Annotated in this window: 19 protein-coding genes; 13 read left to right on the top strand and 6 right to left on the bottom strand. The window is 40.8% G+C overall.

Translation table 11 applies throughout. The features are described 5' to 3' along the window. Positions 1-93 precede the first annotated feature (93 nt). The 3 genes from EL241_RS06035 (at position 94) to EL241_RS06045 (ending at position 1,790) form a co-directional block, all read left to right on the top strand. On the top strand, positions 94-435 hold the full coding sequence (locus tag EL241_RS06035) for a LysM peptidoglycan-binding domain-containing protein (protein ID WP_036104322.1): 342 nt from the start codon (positions 94-96) through the stop codon (positions 433-435). A gap of 137 nt (positions 436-572) precedes the next feature. Continuing rightward, entirely contained in the window at positions 573-791 is a 219-nt protein-coding gene (locus EL241_RS06040) for a hypothetical protein (RefSeq protein WP_036104319.1), read from the top strand. 108 nt (positions 792-899) lie between these two features. After that, positions 900-1,790, top strand: coding sequence for a hypothetical protein (locus tag EL241_RS06045; RefSeq protein WP_036104315.1), 891 nt, complete (start codon positions 900-902; stop codon positions 1,788-1,790). Between the two features lie 273 nt (positions 1,791-2,063). On the opposite strand, the gene EL241_RS13925 is transcribed toward EL241_RS06045, so the two are convergent. Next, positions 2,064-2,363, bottom strand: a complete 300-nt coding sequence (locus tag EL241_RS13925; protein ID WP_126320686.1) for a tyrosine-type recombinase/integrase — start codon at positions 2,361-2,363, stop codon at positions 2,064-2,066. 167 nt (positions 2,364-2,530) lie between these two features. Here EL241_RS13925 and EL241_RS06055 point away from each other — a divergent pair, with 167 nt between their 5' ends. Beyond that, the gene (locus tag EL241_RS06055; RefSeq protein ID WP_170166146.1) at positions 2,531-3,100 is read left to right on the top strand and encodes a hypothetical protein; all 570 of its coding nucleotides are present in this window, start codon (positions 2,531-2,533) and stop codon (positions 3,098-3,100) included. Between the two features lie 15 nt (positions 3,101-3,115). Next, entirely contained in the window at positions 3,116-3,355 is a 240-nt protein-coding gene (locus tag EL241_RS06060) for a hypothetical protein (RefSeq protein WP_003756127.1), read from the top strand. Between the two features lie 284 nt (positions 3,356-3,639). Here EL241_RS06060 and EL241_RS06065 read toward each other — a convergent pair whose 3' ends face one another. The 5 genes from EL241_RS06065 to EL241_RS06085 form a co-directional block, all read right to left on the bottom strand. Continuing rightward, a complete protein-coding gene (locus EL241_RS06065; protein ID WP_036104309.1) occupies positions 3,640-5,196 on the bottom strand; it encodes a bifunctional metallophosphatase/5'-nucleotidase in 1,557 nt (518 codons plus the stop codon). 19 nt (positions 5,197-5,215) lie between these two features. Further along, positions 5,216-6,004, bottom strand: a complete 789-nt coding sequence (gene phnE, locus EL241_RS06070) for a phosphonate ABC transporter, permease protein PhnE (protein ID WP_003756123.1) — start codon at positions 6,002-6,004, stop codon at positions 5,216-5,218. After that, the gene (phnE, locus tag EL241_RS06075) at positions 6,004-6,792 is read right to left on the bottom strand and encodes a phosphonate ABC transporter, permease protein PhnE (protein ID WP_003756121.1); all 789 of its coding nucleotides are present in this window, start codon (positions 6,790-6,792) and stop codon (positions 6,004-6,006) included. Before phnE (EL241_RS06075) ends, phnE (EL241_RS06070) begins: the two co-directional genes overlap by 1 nt. Further along, on the bottom strand, positions 6,792-7,556 hold the full coding sequence (gene phnC / locus EL241_RS06080) for a phosphonate ABC transporter ATP-binding protein (protein WP_197721061.1): 765 nt from the start codon (positions 7,554-7,556) through the stop codon (positions 6,792-6,794). The genes phnE (EL241_RS06075) and phnC overlap by 1 nt, the downstream gene beginning before the upstream one ends. 147 nt (positions 7,557-7,703) lie before the next feature. Further along, on the bottom strand, positions 7,704-8,630 hold the full coding sequence (locus tag EL241_RS06085; RefSeq protein WP_036104302.1) for a phosphate/phosphite/phosphonate ABC transporter substrate-binding protein: 927 nt from the start codon (positions 8,628-8,630) through the stop codon (positions 7,704-7,706). Positions 8,631-9,161: 531 nt separating this feature from the next. Here EL241_RS06085 and pyrH point away from each other — a divergent pair. The 8 genes from pyrH to EL241_RS06125 all read left to right on the top strand — a co-directional run bounded on the left by pyrH (position 9,162) and on the right by EL241_RS06125 (position 20,859). Beyond that, positions 9,162-9,887, top strand: coding sequence for a UMP kinase (pyrH, locus tag EL241_RS06090; protein WP_040486485.1), 726 nt, complete (start codon positions 9,162-9,164; stop codon positions 9,885-9,887). A 2-nt stretch (positions 9,888-9,889) separates the two neighbouring features. Further along, the gene (gene frr, locus EL241_RS06095) at positions 9,890-10,447 is read left to right on the top strand and encodes a ribosome recycling factor (RefSeq protein WP_003756113.1); all 558 of its coding nucleotides are present in this window, start codon (positions 9,890-9,892) and stop codon (positions 10,445-10,447) included. Positions 10,448-10,709: 262 nt separating this feature from the next. Beyond that, positions 10,710-11,465: an undecaprenyl pyrophosphate synthase gene (locus tag EL241_RS06100; RefSeq protein WP_036104299.1), complete on the top strand. Its 756-nt coding sequence runs from the start codon at positions 10,710-10,712 to the stop codon at positions 11,463-11,465. 13 nt (positions 11,466-11,478) lie between these two features. Beyond that, a complete protein-coding gene (locus EL241_RS06105) occupies positions 11,479-12,267 on the top strand; it encodes a phosphatidate cytidylyltransferase (RefSeq protein WP_003756110.1) in 789 nt (262 codons plus the stop codon). 15 nt (positions 12,268-12,282) lie between these two features. Then, positions 12,283-13,425 carry a 1-deoxy-D-xylulose-5-phosphate reductoisomerase gene (locus EL241_RS06110; RefSeq protein WP_003756109.1) on the top strand — a complete coding sequence of 381 codons (1,143 nt, stop codon included), beginning with the start codon at positions 12,283-12,285 and terminating at the stop codon, positions 13,423-13,425. Positions 13,426-13,437: 12 nt separating this feature from the next. Continuing rightward, positions 13,438-14,700 carry an RIP metalloprotease RseP gene (rseP, locus tag EL241_RS06115; RefSeq protein ID WP_003756107.1) on the top strand — a complete coding sequence of 421 codons (1,263 nt, stop codon included), beginning with the start codon at positions 13,438-13,440 and terminating at the stop codon, positions 14,698-14,700. A 32-nt stretch (positions 14,701-14,732) separates the two neighbouring features. Further along, positions 14,733-16,433, top strand: coding sequence for a proline--tRNA ligase (locus EL241_RS06120; RefSeq protein WP_003756106.1), 1,701 nt, complete (start codon positions 14,733-14,735; stop codon positions 16,431-16,433). Positions 16,434-16,530: 97 nt separating this feature from the next. Then, positions 16,531-20,859, top strand: a complete 4,329-nt coding sequence (locus EL241_RS06125) for a PolC-type DNA polymerase III (protein WP_126320420.1) — start codon at positions 16,531-16,533, stop codon at positions 20,857-20,859. The last annotated feature ends 94 nt before the right edge of the window (positions 20,860-20,953 follow it).

Consider the following 20,953-nt stretch of genomic DNA (forward strand, 5'->3'; position numbering starts at 1 on the left):
GTTTGATGTGTAAATGTATCAGATGAATTAAACGGTCTTAAAAACGCTTCTGAGGCTTTTAAAACAGATAGCATTTCAAGTGCTGTTCAAAATATGTTAAACCGTGTCAGGGCTTTAACCCTTGGCATTTTTAGTTCCAAAAACAAAAAAGAAGTCGTTTCAAAACACTTAGCAGCAATCGACAATACTAATAAAAGTCAATTTAGAAGCCAAATGAAGGCGAGCGGTTTTTCTCCGGCTGATACAGAACCCTGGATCAGCAACTATAATTTTGAAACCCCTTCTGTCGATAGAAATATTAAGTACACAGTCAAAGAGGGAGATAAAATCCATGAGATTGCTACGCGGTTTAATATAAGCGTGGGAAAATTGTTAGCTGCTAACGATCTTACTTCACCAGAGTTGACAACAAATCAAGAATTAGTAATTAAATAAATTATTACCGCCGATCTAGTTAATTTAGATCGGCGGTCTTTTTTTATGGATTGATAAATACATAATCTTATTTCATGTAAATAGATTACAAAATGATTACAGTATGATAAAATCTATTTTGGAAGGAGGTTAGAAATATGAGAATAGTAGAAATAATAATCAAGATAGTCTTAACTGTGGGATTTGCTTATTTAATAAACGAATTTATATTGGCTCCACTAGGTAATAGTTTGCCTTTTGATTATCCCACAGCTGCTGGATTTATTTCAGGAATGGTGATAATTGCGTTAGATTTCTTATTTGGTTACATATTGGTAGAATTGTTGTTTAAATTTATTAAAAATACTAAAAGCTAAAAGGAGAAACAAAATGAAAAAACTACTAAGAAACACTATTGTTACTTTGATAGCACTCACTTTATCCATTGCTTTTATTTTTAGCGCCCCACATAAGGCTGAAGCGGGTTGGGGAAATGGGTAGGGAAAGGCGTTTTTTATGTACTAGCTAAAGTCAGTAATAAATATTATAAAGTCAATGCAAAATCTAGTAAAGGAAGCTACGGAGAGACAATAACACCAGGAACTTATAATTTTAACTCAGGTAAAACCGGTACCAGTGTAAAATTCCCTATATATGCACAAAAAAAAGGACATTCAGTGGCACTCTATATGGATAGTTCTCCTTTTTACTGGTTGAAAAAAGTAGCTCTAATATTAACAAATTCAAAAGGAAAAGATGTAATAAATAAATCGGTTAATCCAGGACAAATCAAGGGTTATAAATTTCCAAAAAAAGAAAGATATGTTGCAAGATTTGTTGTGGTTGATAAAATGAAAGCTACGCCGTTCATTGCATATAGATATGATGGAGCAAACGGCGTTTTCCGATCTGTTTTACCTAAAGAGATAGATACAGAAGATGGTGTGGAAAATCTGGACGGCTATGGAGAGGTTCTTAAAGCGAACTTTGCAGATAAATCAGATGCTAAGAAAACACTAAATATATATGATCTTATAAATGAAATGAAAGACGACTCTGACAATTATGTATACAGTATGAGAAACTTTAAAGCTGGGGATTCAATTGACTTTAAAGATACTATTCATAGTGTGGAATACGATGCAGAACAAAATATAAGCACGTTTAAATTTGAAAGTAATACCGGTGATGATTATGGTATTGTGTTTGCTAATAACCTGACTGATAAGTATAAAGCTGGGGAAACTCTAAGTTTACGTTTTAAGGTTGAGTATTTAGATAATAATAACAAAGAATATAGCATTCCTGATTATTACAAAGCACTTCTTGATACTAATGGAGATGCTCCGAATATTGATAAGTATTTAAGTAATTAAAATATAGAAAATATTAATTTTTTATTTGGGATTTTTCCGGGATTTAAGTATTATTATTTTGATAACCGTTGTAAGGCAATGAGTTGCAAAGTTTATTATTTTTCAAGTTAAAAAGTAGAAGTCGATTTCTATACCTTTATATGATTTTTAAAAACCCGTTAATCCTTGCGATTAGCGGGTTTTCTTTGATTATCGATGTGTTAAAAGGTATGAAAGAGTATTTAAAAATGGGAACTAAATGGGAACTTTTTCTAGTTAACAAAAGTTCCCATATTAATTAAATTTTTTATCCATAATATCAACGAGCTTTTGTTTTCCTTCTTTTGTCGAGTGCGTATAGTAATCTGTCATGCTCATGTTTTTATGGCCAATAAAATTTTGCACTTCTGATCGATCTATTCCGGATAATGCAGTTTGTGTTGCAAACGTATGTCTTAACATATGTGGATGGACGTGAAAGCCAGTTTTTTGCTCTACTTTTTTTAGTAATTCATTTAATCTAGTAATGGTCCAAGGCTTTCCAGAAACGGGATTCAAACTTACAACACGGTGGGGTTTTTTATTATAATCAATTAGGTCTTAGTGCCTTTAAATTACATATCTCTGTATGCAGAAATTGGAAATTTACATCCATTTTTGATCGTTTAGGACAAAATATAGACCTTTCACGACGTTCCTATACAAATTAAACACTCATTTTGTTATCCTAAAGGGGATATTATATAATGGAGTGTGAGAAAATGAAATTAAAGCATCTACTGTACATATTAGCAGCTAGTTTAATGTTATTTTCTGTAAGTGTATCAGCGACTGTAGCAATAGCAAAAGAACAAACTGCTAGCCCTGCGGCAAATCAGACAGATGGGAGTGCACCTTCACCGGGTGGTGGAGTAGGACGTGCACCTGCATCGGGCGGAGGGAATGCAAAGCCAGCTCCGAAACCAAAGCCAAAACCAAAATCGAACAAAGGAAAAAAGAAGAGTAAAAAGAAAAAGAAGAAGAAAAAGAAAAAGACTAAAGCTCAAAAATACAAGTCAGCTAAGAAAAAAGGTAAAAAGGTTAAGGGGAATAATAAGAAAGTCACGAGCGAGAAAAACTTTCCGAGAAGGTATAAAAAATATTCTTCAATTGATTACTATAAAAATGGCAAACTTATGAAGAGGCGTTACTATGGGAAAAATGGAGAAGCTCAAACAGACATCCATTACACGGACCATAATAATCCTAAGCAACATCCAAAAGTACCGCATCGGCACGATTGGTATAAGGATAAAAAAGGTGAACTGAAATTGAAAAAGAAATGGTACTAATGAGGAGGAAAACAGTTGACAAAAGAAGAGTGGAAGCAATTTAGAAAAGAAATTGAAGAGCACGATCAAGAACTTTCTTTTGACTATAAGAACGAGGAGTGGTGGATTAGCCGAGTGCCAGAAGAAAAAAGTTTCCTTCTGTCCGCTCCTAATTCAGATACACAATACTTTGAAACCGCAGAAGCTTTATTTATGCAAGGTATAATTGATGGGAAAACATTCATTGAGCAAGTTCCAAACTTAGAGTGGAACTAAAATAAACCTCGCTTCGGCCCGGAATTATTATTTTTTAGATCATAGACCATTTTATGAGCCGAATCTATAAACAATTTAAAATCAATTATGAAGGCGACTTTCGGACGTTTAAAGGTTTCTTTGCTGATCTTATTGGTAAGAATAAATTTAGTCTTACGCTATTAGGGCAATGACCTTAAAAAATTCCTTAAGTAGTTAATATAGTATTTACTTTTTATAAAAGCCTGGAAAGAAAATCTAGATTCATGATTTTCTTTCCAGGCTTCTTTGTTTCCATGTGCTTTTTAAATTCTAACTTGAAAATTATTATTGACCGTTGCTTTAACAATCGGGTGCCGTTTAAGGTAGTCAGCAATCAGTTCTGTCATATCTATTTGGATCTCGCGGATGATCTTACTGGCATCAAACATAGGATAATCACCGCCGCCGACCGCTCGATATTGGTTGATAACGATTTCCAGCACATCGTCAGGTTGAACTTGTTTTCCCTTGTAAAGAAGCGGAGAAACGCGTTCGCCGATTGCTTGCTGAACGTGGATCGTATAGTTGATGCCTTCGTACATATCGTAATTATAATATTGGGGTTTAGGACTGATGAATGTTGGATTGATACCAATCGAACCGTCAGCTTCCATTTGAAAGAAGGAAGCGGAACGCTCTAGAGCAGCGCGTAGATCCGCGCCAGTAACTTTTAAAACGGCCAATGTATTTGGATAAATATAATTGGTCACAACGTCACGCATGGTAATGGTATGACCAAATCCAGTTCCTTCGTTATTAAATAAAGCTGTCCCGGAAATGGCTGCACCGCTTGCCTCCATTTGTACTTTTTGGATAAATTCCACGTACGGATGTTCAAAGAGGCGGGCTTTATCGGGATCTGTGATACGCATATCGCCGCTTACTGTCCCCAGGGGGGCATCTAGCCAATTCTCTACTTCGGCAGCAATTGGCGCGATTTGTTCGCTGACGGTCTTATCCGGTATAGCATCTTTTGTCGCTAATAGGGAAGGCGTGGCACTTGTAATGCTGTAATTGCCGTTATCAGCTGCCAATCCTAAAACTATCTGCCCGACATATTCTCCGCGAAAGCCTGGCTGGATAATGGGGACGCCGTTGATAGTATCTGCGATCACGCGATGCTGATGGCCGGTAATGAGGGCATCAATGCCTGGGACTTCTTCCAAAAGTTGGTAGCCTTGATTTTCTTTGGTCAGCGCTTCGGTTGGTTCGCCACTTATTAAATCACGCTCAAAACCGCCATGGTAGCTAACGATCACGATATCTGCCAGTTCGCGAAGCTTGGGAATATATTTTTTTGCAGTTGTGGCTACATCTAAAAACTGCAGGCCCTCAATATGGCTAGGATGTTCCCAGTTTGGAATATAGGAAGTCGTCAGGCCTAGAATAGCGATCTTGAGACCTGCTTTTTCTAAGATCGTGTAGGCTTTGCCGAATGCTGGTGAACCATTTGCATCAATGATATTTGCGCAAAGGATGGGATAGTTGTAAGCTGCTGTCGCTTGCTCTAGATAATCGCGACCATAGTTAAACTCATGATTTCCTAAAATGCCGGCATCATAGCCAATTGCATTTGCGACATTCGTCAACAGTTCAGGAGATCCAGCTTGCTGCTTAGCAATATAATAACTCAATGGTGAGCCTTGGATAAAATCGCCGTTTTCAATGACAACTGTAGGTCCGTCCGCATGATTTCTAGCCGCTTCGATGACTGCTGCAGCTTTTGCGGCACCAAATGGCTGGTTCTGTCCGCGGCTGCCGAAATTGGTTGGTTCGATATAGCCATGTAGGTCACTTGTTGCTAAAATAGTTAGTTTCATCTTCTTATAACCTCACTTCTTAAACTAATTTTTTGCGGAGGGCGCCTGAAATCAGATCAATACAGGTAACCATAACAATTATTCCGATCAAAATAATGCCGACACGGTCCCAAGAACGGCCGTCGATCGCAAAGATCATCGGCGTCCCGATCCCGCCGGCGCCAACAATACCTAAAATCGAAGCGGAACGAACAGCGAGTTCGAATCGATAAAGGGTGTAGGAAATAAATTCAGGAATCAATTGCGGCAAAGTAGCAAAGAACAGAATGTTTACTTTACTACCACCAGAACTCATGACCGATTCACTCGGGCCATGATCCATATTTTCGATTGCTTCGCTGTAAAGTTTTGCCAGCATGCCGATCGAATGGATACTCACGGCTAAAACGCCGGCGTAAGAACCTGGTCCAACCATTTTGATAAAGATGATCGCCAGTACGATTTCTGGGAATGTCCGGATCGCGGTCAGAATGATCTTTCCAGAACCAGAGATTGCTCGGTTGCTTTTCCGATTTCGAGCAGCCCAAAAAGCAAGTGGCAAACTTAAAATTGCGGAGATGAATGTTCCTAGGAAGGCAATTGCCAGCGTTTGGATCAGCATACTGATCAAATCTTCGCCGTCACCTGTATAAATATAGTGCCAATCCGGATGAATGATTCCGGATAAAATCGATTTTGTTATCTCACCAGCGGAATCTTTGATACCAACAAATGGTGTGCCTGCGATTGCCCAAACATAGATCAAGGCGATGATTATAATGGTGGCAATCATTTTATATCTATTTTTTCGCGGTTCAAGTGGTAACATTATAATAATCGCTCCCTTAATTTATTACTGATTGTATCGATAATAAGTACGACGACAAAAATTACGATAACAATAATAGAGGTACGGTCATAACGGAACTGGCTGAGTGACCGTTGTAAGAAGATCCCAATCCCGCCAGCGCCGATGTAGCCAAGTACCGTGGAAGCACGAACGTTGATTTCAAACGCATATAGAAAATAGCTGAAGAAATGGCTACTTACTTGAGGAACAACTGCAAAGCGAATAATCTGCCATTTGTTAGCGCCGGCAGCTGTCATTGCTTCGATCGGTCCTTCGTCGATAGTTTCGATAGCTTCGTAAAATAGTTTCGAGATCATTCCGAATGAAAAGATCGCAAGGGTGATAATACCAGCCACAGGGCCAATCCCGACGATCGCCACAAACATAGCGGCTAACATCAAATCAGGGATCGTACGAATGATATTTAAAACAAAACGCAGTACTGCGTTGATTATTCGATTTTTAATGATATTACGCGCGGCTAGGATCGAGAAAGGCAGCGCGACAATTGCACCGATCGTAGTACCTAGGACCGCCATGCGAATCGTTTCTAATAAAGGTTCGATAATGATTGTAATGTATGCCCAGTCTGGGTGTGCCATTTTGGAAAGGATAGATGTGATCTGATTGCCATTTGTCAACAAAGAGGCGATATCTACGCCGGAAAGATCGGAACTGTAGAGCAAAGCAACGATAAAAATCGCCAACCACAGCCAATTTTTCCATTTGCTTTTTGGCTTCGGTAAAAGTGTAGCGTTTTCTTTCATTATTCCACTCCCTCATTTTCTTCGAGGATTTTTTCTCCATAGATTTTTCGAAGGGTCTCATCTGTCGCCGCAGCAACAGGTCCATCAAAAACCAGTTCGCCATCGCGCAGACCAATGATCCGTGTCCCGTATTCTCTAGCTAATTCCACGGAATGGAGGTTGACAACGACAGTGATATGTAGATCTTGATTGATACGCTTCAAGTCATTCATTACTTTTTGAGTCGTAAGCGGATCAAGTGAAGCGACCGGCTCGTCAGCCAAAATGATTTTCGGCTCTTGTGTCAAGGCGCGGGCAATGGAAACACGTTGCTGTTGACCACCGGAAAGTTCGTCGGCGCGTGTATAGATCTTTTCTGCAAGGTTTACGCGCTGTAATGCTTGATAAGCGAGTTCTTTATCTTTAGTGGGGAAGAGGTTGAACATTGTTTTCCAAGTTGGATGATACGCGACACGCCCAGTCAGCACATTTCGCAAAACAGAAGAGCGCTTAACTAGATTGAAACTTTGGAAGATCATCCCAATATCACGGCGGATCAAGCGCAGTGTTTTGCCTTTTGCTTTTGTGATCGAATTGCCATCGATTTTGATATCGCCTTCAGAAATCTCATGCAGCCGGTTGATCGCACGAAGCATGGTACTTTTTCCAGCTCCAGATAATCCGACAACAATGACGAATTCACCTTTTTCGATTTCAATATTGATATTTTTTAATCCTTTAACCCCATTTGGATAGATTTTGCTGACATTTTTAAATGAAATAATCGATTGTTTTGCATTTAGTGCTTCCATACAATTATATTCCTCCAGTAGATTGCGTTTCTCTTTTTGATAGCAGAAAAGGTTATCTCCCGCCGAAGCAGAAGACAACCTCATTCTATCGGTTTTCTTACTTAAACTGCGTATCGGTTATCATTGACCGACTTCTTTAGCGTATTCACGAACGATATCAAAGTTGCTGTCTTTTGATTTTTTATAGCCTTCATGAGAATAAACAGAAGAAATGATATCGTGACCTTTTTTCGATTTACCGATTTTGATAAAAGCATCTTGGATTTTTTTATCCCATTTTTTGCTCATATCCGAACGGACAGTGATTGTATCGTTAGGAATCGGTTTTGTGAAATAAACGGGAACTACTTTGTCAAAGATATCTGGAACATCTTTTGCTACTGTATTACGAGCATCTTCAAAAACAAAAGCGGCGTCCACGTCACCATTCAATACGGAAAGAACGGCTTGGTCATGGCCTTTGACTTGTACTGTCTTGATGCCGTCTTTTTCAATATCGACACCAGCTTTTTTCATTTCTGCAACTGGCCATACATAGCCAGCAGAAGAAGTTACGTCTTGCGTCGCGATTTTTTTACCTTTCAGATCTTTCAAGTCTTTGATTTTGCTGCCTTTTTTGACAATTACCATCGAGCGATAAGAGTCTGTTAATTTATCTGTCGATTTTCCGCCTGGTTGTTTGATACCGAAACGTTCTGCTTGAAGAAGCACTTTCGCATCGCTTTGTTCATGTGCCAAAACATAAGCATTTGGAGGTAGGAAACCTACATCGACTTGTTTCGAGTCCATAGCTTCGATGATTGTATTATAATCTGTTGAGACGCTTACTTTTACTGGAATATCCAGTTGATCAGACAATAGTTTTTCTAAAGGTTTTGCTTTTGCTTCAAGCGTTTCTGCGGATTGCGATGGAACAAACTGCACCTTTAACTCTTTCGGCTCATAGCCGTCTTTGCTGCTTGCTTGTTTGTCGCCTCCACATGCTGTCAGCACGATGGCAAGGATTAATCCAAGCGCCATAATGGTTGCCTTTTTGAAACTATTCATGAATAAATTTCCCCCTTTGGAATGTAGGAAAGATTTCTTTCCCATCACAACTATGTAATTTTATGTAATAAAATCACTACTCAAATCTTACCAAAATTTAAAAGAGATAGCCAGTTTTTTATTGTAAATTTTCGATGAATAGTTCGTGTTTTTGTGTAAATTATATTAATTATGGTAAATATTGAGCAAAGTAACCCTTTTCATTTTCTTCGGCGTGCGATATGTGATAAAAACAACGTATTTTAATGAATAATATAACATTGAATGTTCGCTTTTTAGAAACGGAGTTGGAGAAGCATGACATCTACACAACAAATACGCTGTCATCACAATGACATCTGCGAATATCATTTTCTTCTATATTATGTGCGCAAAAATACGTTTATTCTGTTAAAATAAAAAAGGACATGTAAAGTTAATTCAACTTTTTTAAGTAAAATGCTTTTGCTAATGCTTTTTTTTTAGTAAAATAGATACGATGGATAGAGCGTAGCCTTATCTATGTAGTAGATTATAAAAATGGAGGTTATTATGGATACCCCGAAATACAAACGTGTAGTATTAAAATTAAGTGGTGAAGCCCTTGCTGGAACAGATGGTTTTGGAATCAACCCAGGTGTTGTCAATTCGATTTCAGCACAGGTGAAAGAAGTAGTGGAACTAGGTGTAGAAGTTGCTATCGTCGTTGGCGGCGGAAATATCTGGCGCGGCAAATTAGGCAGCGAGATGGGAATGGATCGTGCGGCAGCGGATTATATGGGAATGCTTGCAACGGTCATGAATTCCTTATCCCTTCAAGATTCCTTGGAAAATATTGGGGTAGCAACACGTGTACAAACTTCTATCGATATGCGCCAAATCGCTGAACCTTATATTCGCCGGAAAGCAATCAGACACTTGGAAAAAGGACGTGTCGTAATCTTCGCTGGTGGTACGGGAAATCCATATTTCTCGACAGATACAACTGCAGCGCTTCGGGCAGCAGAAATTGAAGCAGACGTGATTTTAATGGCGAAGAACAATGTGGATGGCGTTTATAATGCAGATCCGAAATTAGATGCTAACGCTGTTAAATATGAAGAGCTTTCCTATTTAGATGTTATCAAAGAAGGACTGCAAGTGATGGACTCTACCGCTTCGTCGCTTAGCATGGATAATGATATCCCACTTATTGTCTTTTCGTTTGAAGAGAAGGACAATAATGTCAAACGTGTTATTTTAGGTGAAAAAATCGGTACAACTGTCAGGGGGAAATAAAAATGTCAAACGAAGTTATCACACAATCAAAAGCAAGAATGGAAAAAGCGGAACATTCATTAAGTAAACAATTGGGAACTATCCGTGCCGGACGGGCAAACGCTTCTTTGCTTGACCGCATCACAGTAGATTATTACGGTGCCCCAACACCGATCAATCAAATCGCATCGATCAGCATCCCAGAAGCACGCCTCCTTGTGATCACACCATTTGATAAAAATAGTTTGGAAGATGTGGAAAAAGCGATCTTAAAATCAGATCTTGGGCTATCCCCAAATAATGATGGTACAGTTCTACGCTTATCGATCCCACAACCAACAGAAGAACGCCGTCGCGAACTTGTAAAAGAAGTGAAAAAAGAAGCAGAAGAAGCAAAAGTAGCGATTCGTAACATTCGCCGTGATGCCAATGAAGAGTTGAAAAAACTAGAGAAGAGTGGCGAGATAACAGAAGACGATCTTCGTTCTTACGGAGAAGACGTTCAAGCGATCACAGATGAAAGCATCAAGCGCATTGACGAAATCGCGAAAAATAAAGAAGCAGAAATCATGGAAGTTTAATCTAAACAGATAGACGTGGTCCTGAGAAGCAAACAATTGATCACCGTAAAGCATTCCGGTTTCTTTCCATTAAATAATGGGAAGGGAATGCTTTTTCTTTTTTAGATTTCTCATAGAACTCTAATGGATCACAGCAAATTTTTAGTACATTAATCACTGGATTTTTGGTATGATAGGGTTAGACATGCTTTGAGAAAAAGTGGCGTAGCACGAAACGCTCAAAAAGATAGTGATGAAGCATTCTCTAATTGGAGGATATGAAATGTTTAAAAAGTTATTTCGACAAGACGATTTGATAAATATAGAGCTTTCCAATGAATTGCCGATGCCGAAACACATTGCGATCATTATGGACGGCAATGGCAGATGGGCAAAAAAGCGATTTTTGCCGCGGATAGCCGGACACAAAGAAGGCATGGAAGTAGTCAAACGGATCACGAAATTTGCAAGCAGATTGAAAATCGACGTATTGACGCTCTATGCTTTTTCTACGGAAAATTGGAAACGACCGGAAGAAGAGGTGGATTTCTTAATGAAACTGCCGGTAGAGTTCTTTGATACTTTCGTTCCCGATCTGATCGACCATAATGTTCGCATCAATGTGATGGGCTATCGTGAAAACCTGCCAGCCCATACGCTGCAAGCAGTGGAGAATGCGATTCGGGATACCGCTCACTGCGATGGTTTAACATTGAATTTTGCGCTCAATTATGGCGGCCGGTCAGAGATCGTTTCTGCGATGAAAGCAGCAGCAACAGAAATGCTGAAACAAGGGAAAAGCATCGACTGTCTGAATGAAGAAGACATTGAAGCGCATTTGATGAGCAATGGTCTTGGCGATCCCGATCTATTGATTCGAACCAGCGGAGAACTACGATTAAGTAATTTTATGTTATGGCAACTTGCGTACAGCGAATTTTATTTTACGGAAACACATTGGCCGGATTTTTCAGAAGACGACTTGACGAAGGCAATCATGGAATACCAACAGAGGTCTCGCCGTTACGGCGGTCTATAGGAGGAAAAGGGAATTGAAAACACGAATTATCACAGCGGTTGTAGCATTGATTGTTTTTTTACCATTTGTGTGGATCGGGGACCTGCCATTTGAGATGATGAGCATTCTACTGGCAACGATCGCCATGTATGAAGTGCTTAAAATGGCAAAACAAACCGTTTTTTCAGTAAATGGTGTGTTAGCCTTTCTGTTGATGTGGCTCGTTACTGTGCCGGATCATTATCTCGATTGGCTGAAAGATCTTTATATCACAAAATGGGAAATCTTGTTTTTACTAGTTGCATTGCTTTTAGCTTATACTGTTTTTTCTAAAAACAAATTTCATTTTGATCAAGCAGGTGTTGTTTTTATCGCCGCTTTTTATGTAGGTTTTGGCTTCCATTATCTTGCACCAACAAGAGAGGCAGGGCTAAGCTACGTTATTTTTGCACTATTGATCGTTTGGTCGACGGATACAGGTGCGTATTTCATCGGACGCGCGATCGGGAAAGCCAAACTGGCACCACATGTCAGCCCGAATAAAACAGTTGCTGGTTTTGTCGGTGGAATCGTTTGTGCAGTTGTTATCGCGGGTGGTTTTTATTACTTTGCTGATCTAGGTATCAGCTGGGTATTGATACTTATCCTACTCATTATTCTTTCTGTCTTCGGACAATTGGGCGACTTAGTGGAATCAGCACTGAAACGCTATTACGATGTGAAAGACTCCGGGAAAATACTGCCAGGTCATGGCGGGATCTTAGACCGGTTTGATAGTTTGCTTTTTGTATTGCCGCTATTACATATACTTCAAATTATCTAAATGGAGCGATGAAAAATGAAAAAAATTATTTTACTTGGAGCAACAGGTTCGATTGGCACCCAGACACTAGAGGTCATTAGAGAACATCCGGATCTTTTTCAAGTTGTCGCTCTATCATTTGGCGGCAACATTCTATTAGGAAGAAAAATCATCCAAGAATTTCGCCCCACATTAGTAAGTGTTCAAAATAAAGCGGATGCAGAAACATTAGCCAGTGAATTCCCGGAAATCAAATTCGTATACGGAATGGAAGGACTGCGCGAAGTAGCGGTTCATCCAAATGGCGATGTTGTCCTCACAGCAGTTATTGGAAGCGTTGGTTTATTACCAACGCTTGATGCGATCGAAGCCGGTAAACAAATCGCGATCGCCAATAAAGAAACATTAGTTACAGCGGGACATCTTATTACGGAAGCCAGCAAACGTAAGGGCGTGACACTACTGCCGGTAGATAGTGAACACTCGGCCATTTTCCAGTGTTTGCAAGGCGAAAATAATCAGTATGTGGAAAAACTGATCTTAACGGCAAGCGGTGGCAGTTTTCGCGATAAAACGCGGGAAGAGCTTAGACGCGTTACGGTAAAAGAAGCATTGCAACATCCGAATTGGCACATGGGAAATAAGCTGACGATCGACTCAGCGACGATGTTCAATAAAGGCCTCGAAGTAATCGAAGCCTATTGGCTATATGGGATTCCATATGATAATATAGATGTTGTTATCCACCGAGAAAGTATCGTGCATTCCATGGTCCAATTCGCAGGTGGTAGTATTATGGCACAGCTTGGAGCAGTGGATATGCGGGTGCCGATCCAGTACGCACTGACGTATCCAGAAAGAGCACCCTTGCATTTCGATTCCGAATTCGATATCACGAGTTTGACTGCACTGCATTTTGAGAAATTAGATTATCAGCGGTTTCCAGCGCTGCGATTGGCGATCGATGCTGGGAAAATTGGTGGCACGATGACAACAGTCTTGAATGCTGCTAATGAGATCGCAGTGGCAGGTTTCTTGAATGGCCAAGTTGCTTTTCATAATATCGAAGCATTGGTTGAAAATGCGATCCACAATCATCAAGTAATCGATTCACCAAATTTGGAAACGATTTTGGAAGTTGACAAAGAAACGAGAGCTTACGTGAAAACACTATTTTAGAGGTGAATTTATTTGATAACTATCATTGCGTTTATATTTGTCTTTGGTCTGATTGTCTTTTTTCATGAATTTGGTCATTTCTTATTTGCGAAACTATCAGGCATCATGGTGAAAGATTTTTCGATCGGTTTTGGACCGAAAATATTTGCTTACCGAAAAAAAGAAACCCAATATACGATTCGTCTTTTGCCGATTGGCGGTTTTGTTCGTATGGCGGGGGAAGACGGTGAATCTTTAGAATTAAAGCCAGGTACCAGAGTTGGCTTAGAACTTTCACCAGATGAAAAAGTTACCAAGATCATCGTTAGTGGACGCGATCAGTACGTGAACGCGCAACCTTTAGAAGTATCAGCGAGTGATCTGCAGAAGAACCTTTTTATTGAAGGCTATGAAGATTATGACGAAACGAAATTGGTTCGCTATTCGATCCAAGCAGACGCAACGCTTATCGACGGTAAATTAGAAGAGCAGATCGTTCCTTATGAACGCACGTTTGGCGCGAAATCGCTTGGCAAACGCGCAATCACGATTTTTGCCGGTCCGCTATTCAACTTTGTTCTTTCAGTTTTGATCTTCACGATTTTAGCCTTTGCACAAGGCGGTGTCGTGAAACAAGATAACGAACTTGGCAAGATCACGCCAAAAAGCCCGGCAGCAGCCGCGGGCTTGAAACAAGGCGATAAAGTCCTTGCGATCGATGGTAAAAAAACAAAAGATTGGCAGGCGGTCGTTACAGAGATCGCGAAACATCCAGACAAGCAAGTCGCTTTTGACATCAAACGAAGCGGGAACGATCAAACTATCGCTGTTACGCCGGAAAAAGTAAAAGCAGATGGCAAAGAGATCGGTAGGATTGGTGCGGAGGTTCCGATCGATCATTCTTTTGGAGCTAAAATCACGCATGGCGTTACGCAAACGATCTTTTGGATCAAACAGATCTTTACGATCCTGGGCAATATGATTACAGGCGGGTTCTCCTTGAATATGCTGAATGGACCAGTTGGTATCTATACCAGCACGCAACAAGTCGTCCACTACGGCTTCTTGACCGTACTAAATTGGACAGCCGCTCTGAGCATCAACTTAGGGATCGTCAACTTGCTGCCTTTACCGGCACTAGATGGCGGAAGATTATTATTTTTCTTGTATGAATTGATCAGAAGAAAACCGGTCGATCCGAAAAAAGAGGGAATTATTCATTTTGTCGGATTTGCTTTACTGATGATCCTAATGATATTGGTGACCTGGAACGATATCCAGCGAGCCTTCTTTTAAAAAGTTAGCTAACAAAAAAATGGGGTGTGAACATGCGTCAGTCAATGACATTTATTCCGACGTTAAAAGAGGTACCAGCAGATGCTGAAGTGAAAAATCACCAACTGCTTTTACGTGCGGGTTTTATTAGACAAACTGCCAGTGGTGTTTATAGTTATTTACCGCTTGCAACATTAACATTACGAAATATCGAACGAATTATTCGCGAGGAATTAAATAAAGTCGGTGCATCGGAAATTTTGATGCCGGCATTACAACCCGCTGAATTATGGGAAGAATCAGGGCGTTGGGCGGATTATGGTCCGGAACTCATGCGTCTGAAAGACCGTAACAATCGAGATTTCGCTCTTGGTCCGACCCACGAAGAAGTGATCACTGCATTGCTGCGCGATGAGATCAAATCATACAAGCGTTTACCACTGACACTTTATCAGATTCAAACAAAGTTCCGGGATGAAAAACGTCCACGCTTTGGTTTGCTCCGTGGGCGCGAATTTATCATGAAGGATGCCTATTCCTTTCACGCTGATCTTGAGAGCTTGGATAAAACCTATCAAGATATGTATACCGCTTATTCCAATATCTTTACGCGTTGCGGGCTTGATTTCCGTGCGGTAATTGCTGATTCTGGTTCAATTGGCGGAAAAGAAACCAAAGAATTTATGGCTTTATCAGCAATTGGCGAGGATACGATCGCATACAGTGATACGTCGGATTACGCAGCTAATATCGAAATGGCGCCTGTTCTTTATATGGAAAAGAAATCGCACGAATTACTGGCAGACCTAGAAAAAGTGGCTACACCGGATCAGCGTTCGATCGCAGAAGTCGTAACGTATTTAGAAGTGCCAATCGAAAAAACGATCAAAACACTTGTTTACCAAGTAGATGAAGAAGTCGTAGTGGCGCTTGTGCGGGGAGACCATGAAGTAAACGATGTGAAAATCAAAAACGCATTGGATGCAACAACAGTGGAAATCGCTTCCGAAGAGGCTGCCAAAGCATTGTTTGGTGCTGATTTCGGATCACTGGGACCAATCGGTCTACCGGAAGGAACCAAGATCCTTGCAGATAATGCTGTCCGTGATATGACAAATAGCGTAGTGGGTGCTAATGAAAATGGCTATCACTATAAAAATGTTAACCTGGATCGAGATTTTACAGTTTCCAACTTCTTGGATCTACGAATGATCCAAGAAGGCGACCTTTCTCCAGATGGCGAAGGAGTTATTCGATTTGCGGAAGGAATCGAAGTAGGCCACATCTTTAAACTAGGAACGAAATATAGTGACGCGATGAAAGCTAACTTCTTGGATGAAAACGGACGTGCTAATCCAATCATCATGGGTTGCTACGGAATCGGCGTTTCGCGTGTGCTTTCTGCGATCGCCGAACAAAATGCCGATGAAAATGGTCTGGTCTGGGATCGTGAAATCAGCCCGTTTGATCTGCATTTGATCCCAGTCAATATGAAAAACGAAGAGCAGGCTTCTTTCGCGGAAGAACTATATGTTTCCCTACAAGAATCTGGATTTACCGTCTTATTCGATGATCGTGCAGAACGTGCCGGCGTTAAGTTCGCCGACGCTGATCTAATCGGCTTGCCGATTCGTATCACAGTAGGTAAAAAAGCTGATGAGGGAATCGTAGAAGTGAAAATTCGTAAAACAGGCGAAATGATCGAAGTGAAAAAAGAAGAACTGTTGAACACATTACCAATTTTATTTAGATAACAGGACATTATAGATGCCAGATGCTTTCCAGCTTTTTTGGAGATCATCTGGCTTTAGAAATAATTCGTCTTATGCCGATGAAAAAGGAGTGACAGAGATGGCTGCCTCAGAAAATGAAAAAAAAGAACGTTTTAAGCTGCTCTTACAACAGATCGGCTTATCAGAACTGACGACCTATCAAGATTTCACGGATGAAATGAAAATCGACAAATTAGTGGCTGATAAAACAAATAAAAGCTGGGAATTTCATATCGATGCTCCGCGTATATTGCCAGCAGATTTTTTCCAAATGTTGGATCTAGGTATTACACAAACATTTCGGGAGATCGCTGCGACAACACTTAAATTGCAAACTGCTGACAGCCAATTATCCGAAGAATTGATCCAGTCTTACTGGAATATGATCGTCGAACCGATCTTCAAGCAGTCGCCCATGATCGGCCAACTGCTTTTAAATCAAAAGCCAGAATTTGTGGAGCCGCATTTTATTCAGATCGCGGTGCATAATGATATGGAAGAAGATACGATCAAGCAACGCTTTCAAGCTACCTTATTGGAAAGCTATGGAAGAATGGGCTTCCCGCGGTTAGCACTGAAAGTAAAGAAACTAGATCAATCAGAGACTGAGGCTTTCAAAGCATTTGCAGAAGCGAAGGAAGCGGAAGATGCTGCCAATGCTGCCAAAGCGGTGGAAGTCATGCAAAAACGACAGTCTGAAGTACAAAATGGCGATGTTGCAATCAAAACAGGACCATTCCAAATCGGCTATAAGATCAAAGACGATGAAGAAATTAAACGTCTTGGTGATATTTATGATGAAGAACGGCGCATAACCGTGCAAGGCTATGTTTTTGCCACTGAAATACGTGAACTTCGCAGCGGAAGAAGTTTGCTGCAATTTAAGATCACTGATTATACTAGCTCGATCATTATCAAAATGTTTTCCCGGGATAATGAGGATGCCGCGATGTTTGCCCAAATGAAAAAGGGAATGTGGGTAAAAGTCCGAGGCAGTGTCCAAAATGATACCTTTGTCCGTGATTTGATCATGATGGCGCAAGATATTAATGAGATCAAAGGTGAAATGCGCCCAGATACCGCGGAAAACAAACGTGTGGAATTGCATTTGCATACGCCAATGAGCCAAATGGATGCGACCAGCTCGGTAGATAGTTTGTTCAAACAAGCGGCTGATTGGGGACATAAGGCAATCGCCGTAACGGATCATGCTGCAGTGCAGTCTTTCCCGGAAGCTTATAATGCTGGTAAAAAATACGGTTTAAAAGTAATTTACGGGGTAGAAGCAAATTTGATCGATGACGGCGTGCCGATTGCGTATAATGATCAGTCTATTGATTTAAAAGAAGCGACCTACGTTGTTTTTGATGTCGAAACCACTGGTCTATCAGCTGTTTACGATACGATCATTGAACTTGCGGCTGTAAAAATGGAGAACGGACAAGTCGTCGATACATTTGAGTCTTTTATCGATCCTGGGCGTCCACTCTCGGCAACGATCATTAATTTAACAGGGATCACTGACGATATGCTGAAAGGTTCGGACGATATCGAAACCGTTTTAAAGCGGTTTAAAGAGTGGTGTGGGGACGCTGTCCTTGTTGCGCACAACGCATCCTTTGATATGGGGTTCTTGAACACAGCGTATTCCAAAGCAGGAATCGATAAAGCAGAAAATGCCGTTATCGATACACTAGAATTAGCACGTTTTCTATATCCGCACTTTAAAAATCACCGTTTGAACACATTGACAAAGAAATTTAATATTGTATTAGAACAACATCACCGTGCCGTTTTCGATGCGGAAGCGACCGCCTATTTGGCTTGGAAACTGATCAAAGATGCGAATGAGATGCACGAGATCACCAACCACAATCAATTGAATAACTATATGGGAGAGGGCGAGGCTTATAAACGAGCACGACCTTTCCACGCAACGATCTATGCACAAAATGCAGTTGGCTTGAAAAACCTATTCAAGCTGATTTCACAGTCGAATATCAATTATTTCTTCCGTGTACCACGAATCCCGCGTTCGCAGCTTAAAAAACTGCGAGAAGGCTTGATCATCGGAACTGCCTGCAACCAAGGGGAACTATTCGAAGCGATGATGCAAAAAGGGATGCAGGAAGCAGAGCGTGTGGCCGAATTTTACGACTTTATCGAAGTGCAACCTAAACCGGTCTATGCACCATTGATCGAACGCGAATTAGTACGTGATGAAAAGGCGTTAGAAGAGATCATCAAAAATATCGTAAAAGTAGGCGAGAAAACAGGAAAACCAGTTGTTGCGACGGGAAATGTCCATTATAAAGATCCACATGACAAAATTTATCGCAAAATCTTGATTTTCTCGCAAGGTGGGGCTAACCCGCTGAACCGCGCCGAACTTCCAGAAGTCCATTTCCGTTCGACAAGCGAAATGCTGGAAGAGTTTGCCTTTCTTGGCGAGGAAAAAGCAGAAGAGATCGTTGTGACAAATTCTAATTTGGTCGCTGATTGGATCGAAGACGTCAAACCGATCAAAGACGAACTTTACACACCGAAGATCGAAGGAGCCGAAGACGAAGTAAGGAATATGAGCTACGACATGGCGCATCATCTTTATGGAGAAACTTTGCCGGAGATCGTTGAAGCAAGGCTTGAAAAAGAACTGAAAAGTATTATCGGACACGGTTTCTCCGTTATCTACTTGATTTCGCATAAGTTGGTTAAAAAATCACTGATCGATGGTTATTTGGTTGGTTCACGGGGATCAGTTGGTTCTTCTCTAGTCGCCACGATGATGGAGATCACCGAAGTAAATCCATTAGCGCCACATTATTTATGTCCAGAATGTAAACATGCCGAGTTCTTTGATGACGGCTCGATCGGTTCTGGTTTTGATTTACCGGATAAAAAATGTCCGCATTGCGGCGCAGAATATCAAAAGGAAGGGCAGGATATTCCGTTTGAAACTTTCCTTGGATTCAAGGGGGATAAAGTTCCCGATATCGATTTGAACTTTTCAGGGGAATACCAACCCGTCGCCCATGCCTATACCAAAGAACTCTTCGGGGAAGATTATGTTTATCGCGCTGGAACGATCGGAACAGTTGCCGAAAAAACTGCCTTTGGTTTCGTCCGCGGTTATGAACGCGATAATGGTCTCACGATCCGCGGCGCAGAAGTTGATCGGCTAGTGGCTGGTTGTACAGGAGTAAAACGAACGACAGGACAGCATCCGGGAGGTATCATTGTTATTCCGGATTACATGGATGTTTATGATTTTTCGCCAGTCCAATTCCCAGCAGATGCCACTGATTCTGAATGGAAAACGACCCACTTTGATTTCCACTCGATTCATGACAATGTATTGAAACTCGATATTCTGGGACACGATGATCCGACCGCTATCCGGATGCTACAGGATCTAAGCGGTATCGATCCAAAAACGATCCCAACTGATGATGAAGAAGTGATGAAATTATTCGGCTCCACTGAATCGCTTGGTGTAAAACCAGAAGATATCGACTCGAAAACAGGTACACTTGGGATCCCAGAATTCGGGACGCGCTTTGTCCGACAAATGTTGGAACAAACAAAACCGACGACTTTCTCAGAACTCGTACAGATCTCCGGATTATCGCATGGTACTGACGTATGGCTTGGAAATGCAGAAGAATTGATCAAAAACAAGATCTGTGAATTACCGGACGTTATCGGTTGTCGGGATGATATCATGGTGTTCCTGATCTATCAAGGACTTGAAAGTTCTTTAGCCTTTAAGATCATGGAATCTGTCCGTAAAGGGAAAGGCTTAACAGAAGAAATGGAACAAGCGATGATCGAGAATAAGGTGCCGGATTGGTACATCGATTCTTGTAAAAAAATCAAATATATGTTCCCGAAAGCCCATGCAGCAGCTTATGTTCTAATGGCTGTTCGGATCGCTTATTTCAAAGTCCATCATCCACTGTTTTTCTATGCTACTTACTTCACCGTTCGTGCTGACGATTTCGACCTGACCGCAATGGTCAATGGTCGGGAAGCGGTCAAAGCACAAATGAAAGAAATCAATAGCAAGGGAATGGAAGCTTCTACCAAAGAAAAAAACCTGCTTACTGTTCTTGAAATCGCCAATGAAATGCTAGCACGTGGTTATCATTTCAAAAAAGTGGATCTTTACAAATCATCCGCAGATGAATTCATTATCGATGGTGATGCACTTATCCCGCCATTCAATGCTGTTCCAAGCTTAGGGACCAACGTTGCTAAGCAAATCGTTGCAGCTCGTGAAAATGGTGAGTTCTTATCGAAAGAGGACTTGCAACAACGCGGAAAAGTTTCAAAAACAATTATTCAATACTTGGATGATCAAGGTTGTTTGGAAGGTCTGCCAGATCAAAATCAACTATCCTTATTCTGATCATTTAAAAAGAGCCAGAAGGCCAAGTTAGCTTAAATCTAACTTGGCCTTCTGGCTTTAAATTGGTCTGCGTGCAATCTTTTCTTGGTCGAAT

It is taken from the genome of Listeria grayi, assembly GCF_900638015.1.
GTDB classification, from domain to species: Bacteria; Bacillota; Bacilli; order Lactobacillales; family Listeriaceae; genus Listeria; species Listeria grayi.

Coding starts and splice junctions, on each gene's coding strand:
- EL241_RS06100 (WP_036104299.1), top strand. CDS start 10,710: ATGTTTAAAAAGTTATTTCGACAAGACGATTTGATAAATATAGAGCTT.
- EL241_RS06110 (WP_003756109.1), top strand. CDS start 12,283: ATGAAAAAAATTATTTTACTTGGAGCAACAGGTTCGATTGGCACCCAG.
- EL241_RS06125 (WP_126320420.1), top strand. CDS start 16,531: ATGGCTGCCTCAGAAAATGAAAAAAAAGAACGTTTTAAGCTGCTCTTA.
- phnE (WP_003756121.1), bottom strand. CDS start 6,792: ATGAAAGAAAACGCTACACTTTTACCGAAGCCAAAAAGCAAATGGAAA.
- EL241_RS06055 (WP_170166146.1), top strand. CDS start 2,531: ATGAAATTAAAGCATCTACTGTACATATTAGCAGCTAGTTTAATGTTA.
- phnE (WP_003756123.1), bottom strand. CDS start 6,004: ATGTTACCACTTGAACCGCGAAAAAATAGATATAAAATGATTGCCACC.
- EL241_RS06040 (WP_036104319.1), top strand. CDS start 573: ATGAGAATAGTAGAAATAATAATCAAGATAGTCTTAACTGTGGGATTT.
- EL241_RS06120 (WP_003756106.1), top strand. CDS start 14,733: ATGCGTCAGTCAATGACATTTATTCCGACGTTAAAAGAGGTACCAGCA.
- frr (WP_003756113.1), top strand. CDS start 9,890: ATGTCAAACGAAGTTATCACACAATCAAAAGCAAGAATGGAAAAAGCG.
- EL241_RS06085 (WP_036104302.1), bottom strand. CDS start 8,630: ATGAATAGTTTCAAAAAGGCAACCATTATGGCGCTTGGATTAATCCTT.
- EL241_RS06035 (WP_036104322.1), top strand. CDS start 94: ATGTTAAACCGTGTCAGGGCTTTAACCCTTGGCATTTTTAGTTCCAAA.
- EL241_RS06065 (WP_036104309.1), bottom strand. CDS start 5,196: ATGAAACTAACTATTTTAGCAACAAGTGACCTACATGGCTATATCGAA.
- pyrH (WP_040486485.1), top strand. CDS start 9,162: ATGGATACCCCGAAATACAAACGTGTAGTATTAAAATTAAGTGGTGAA.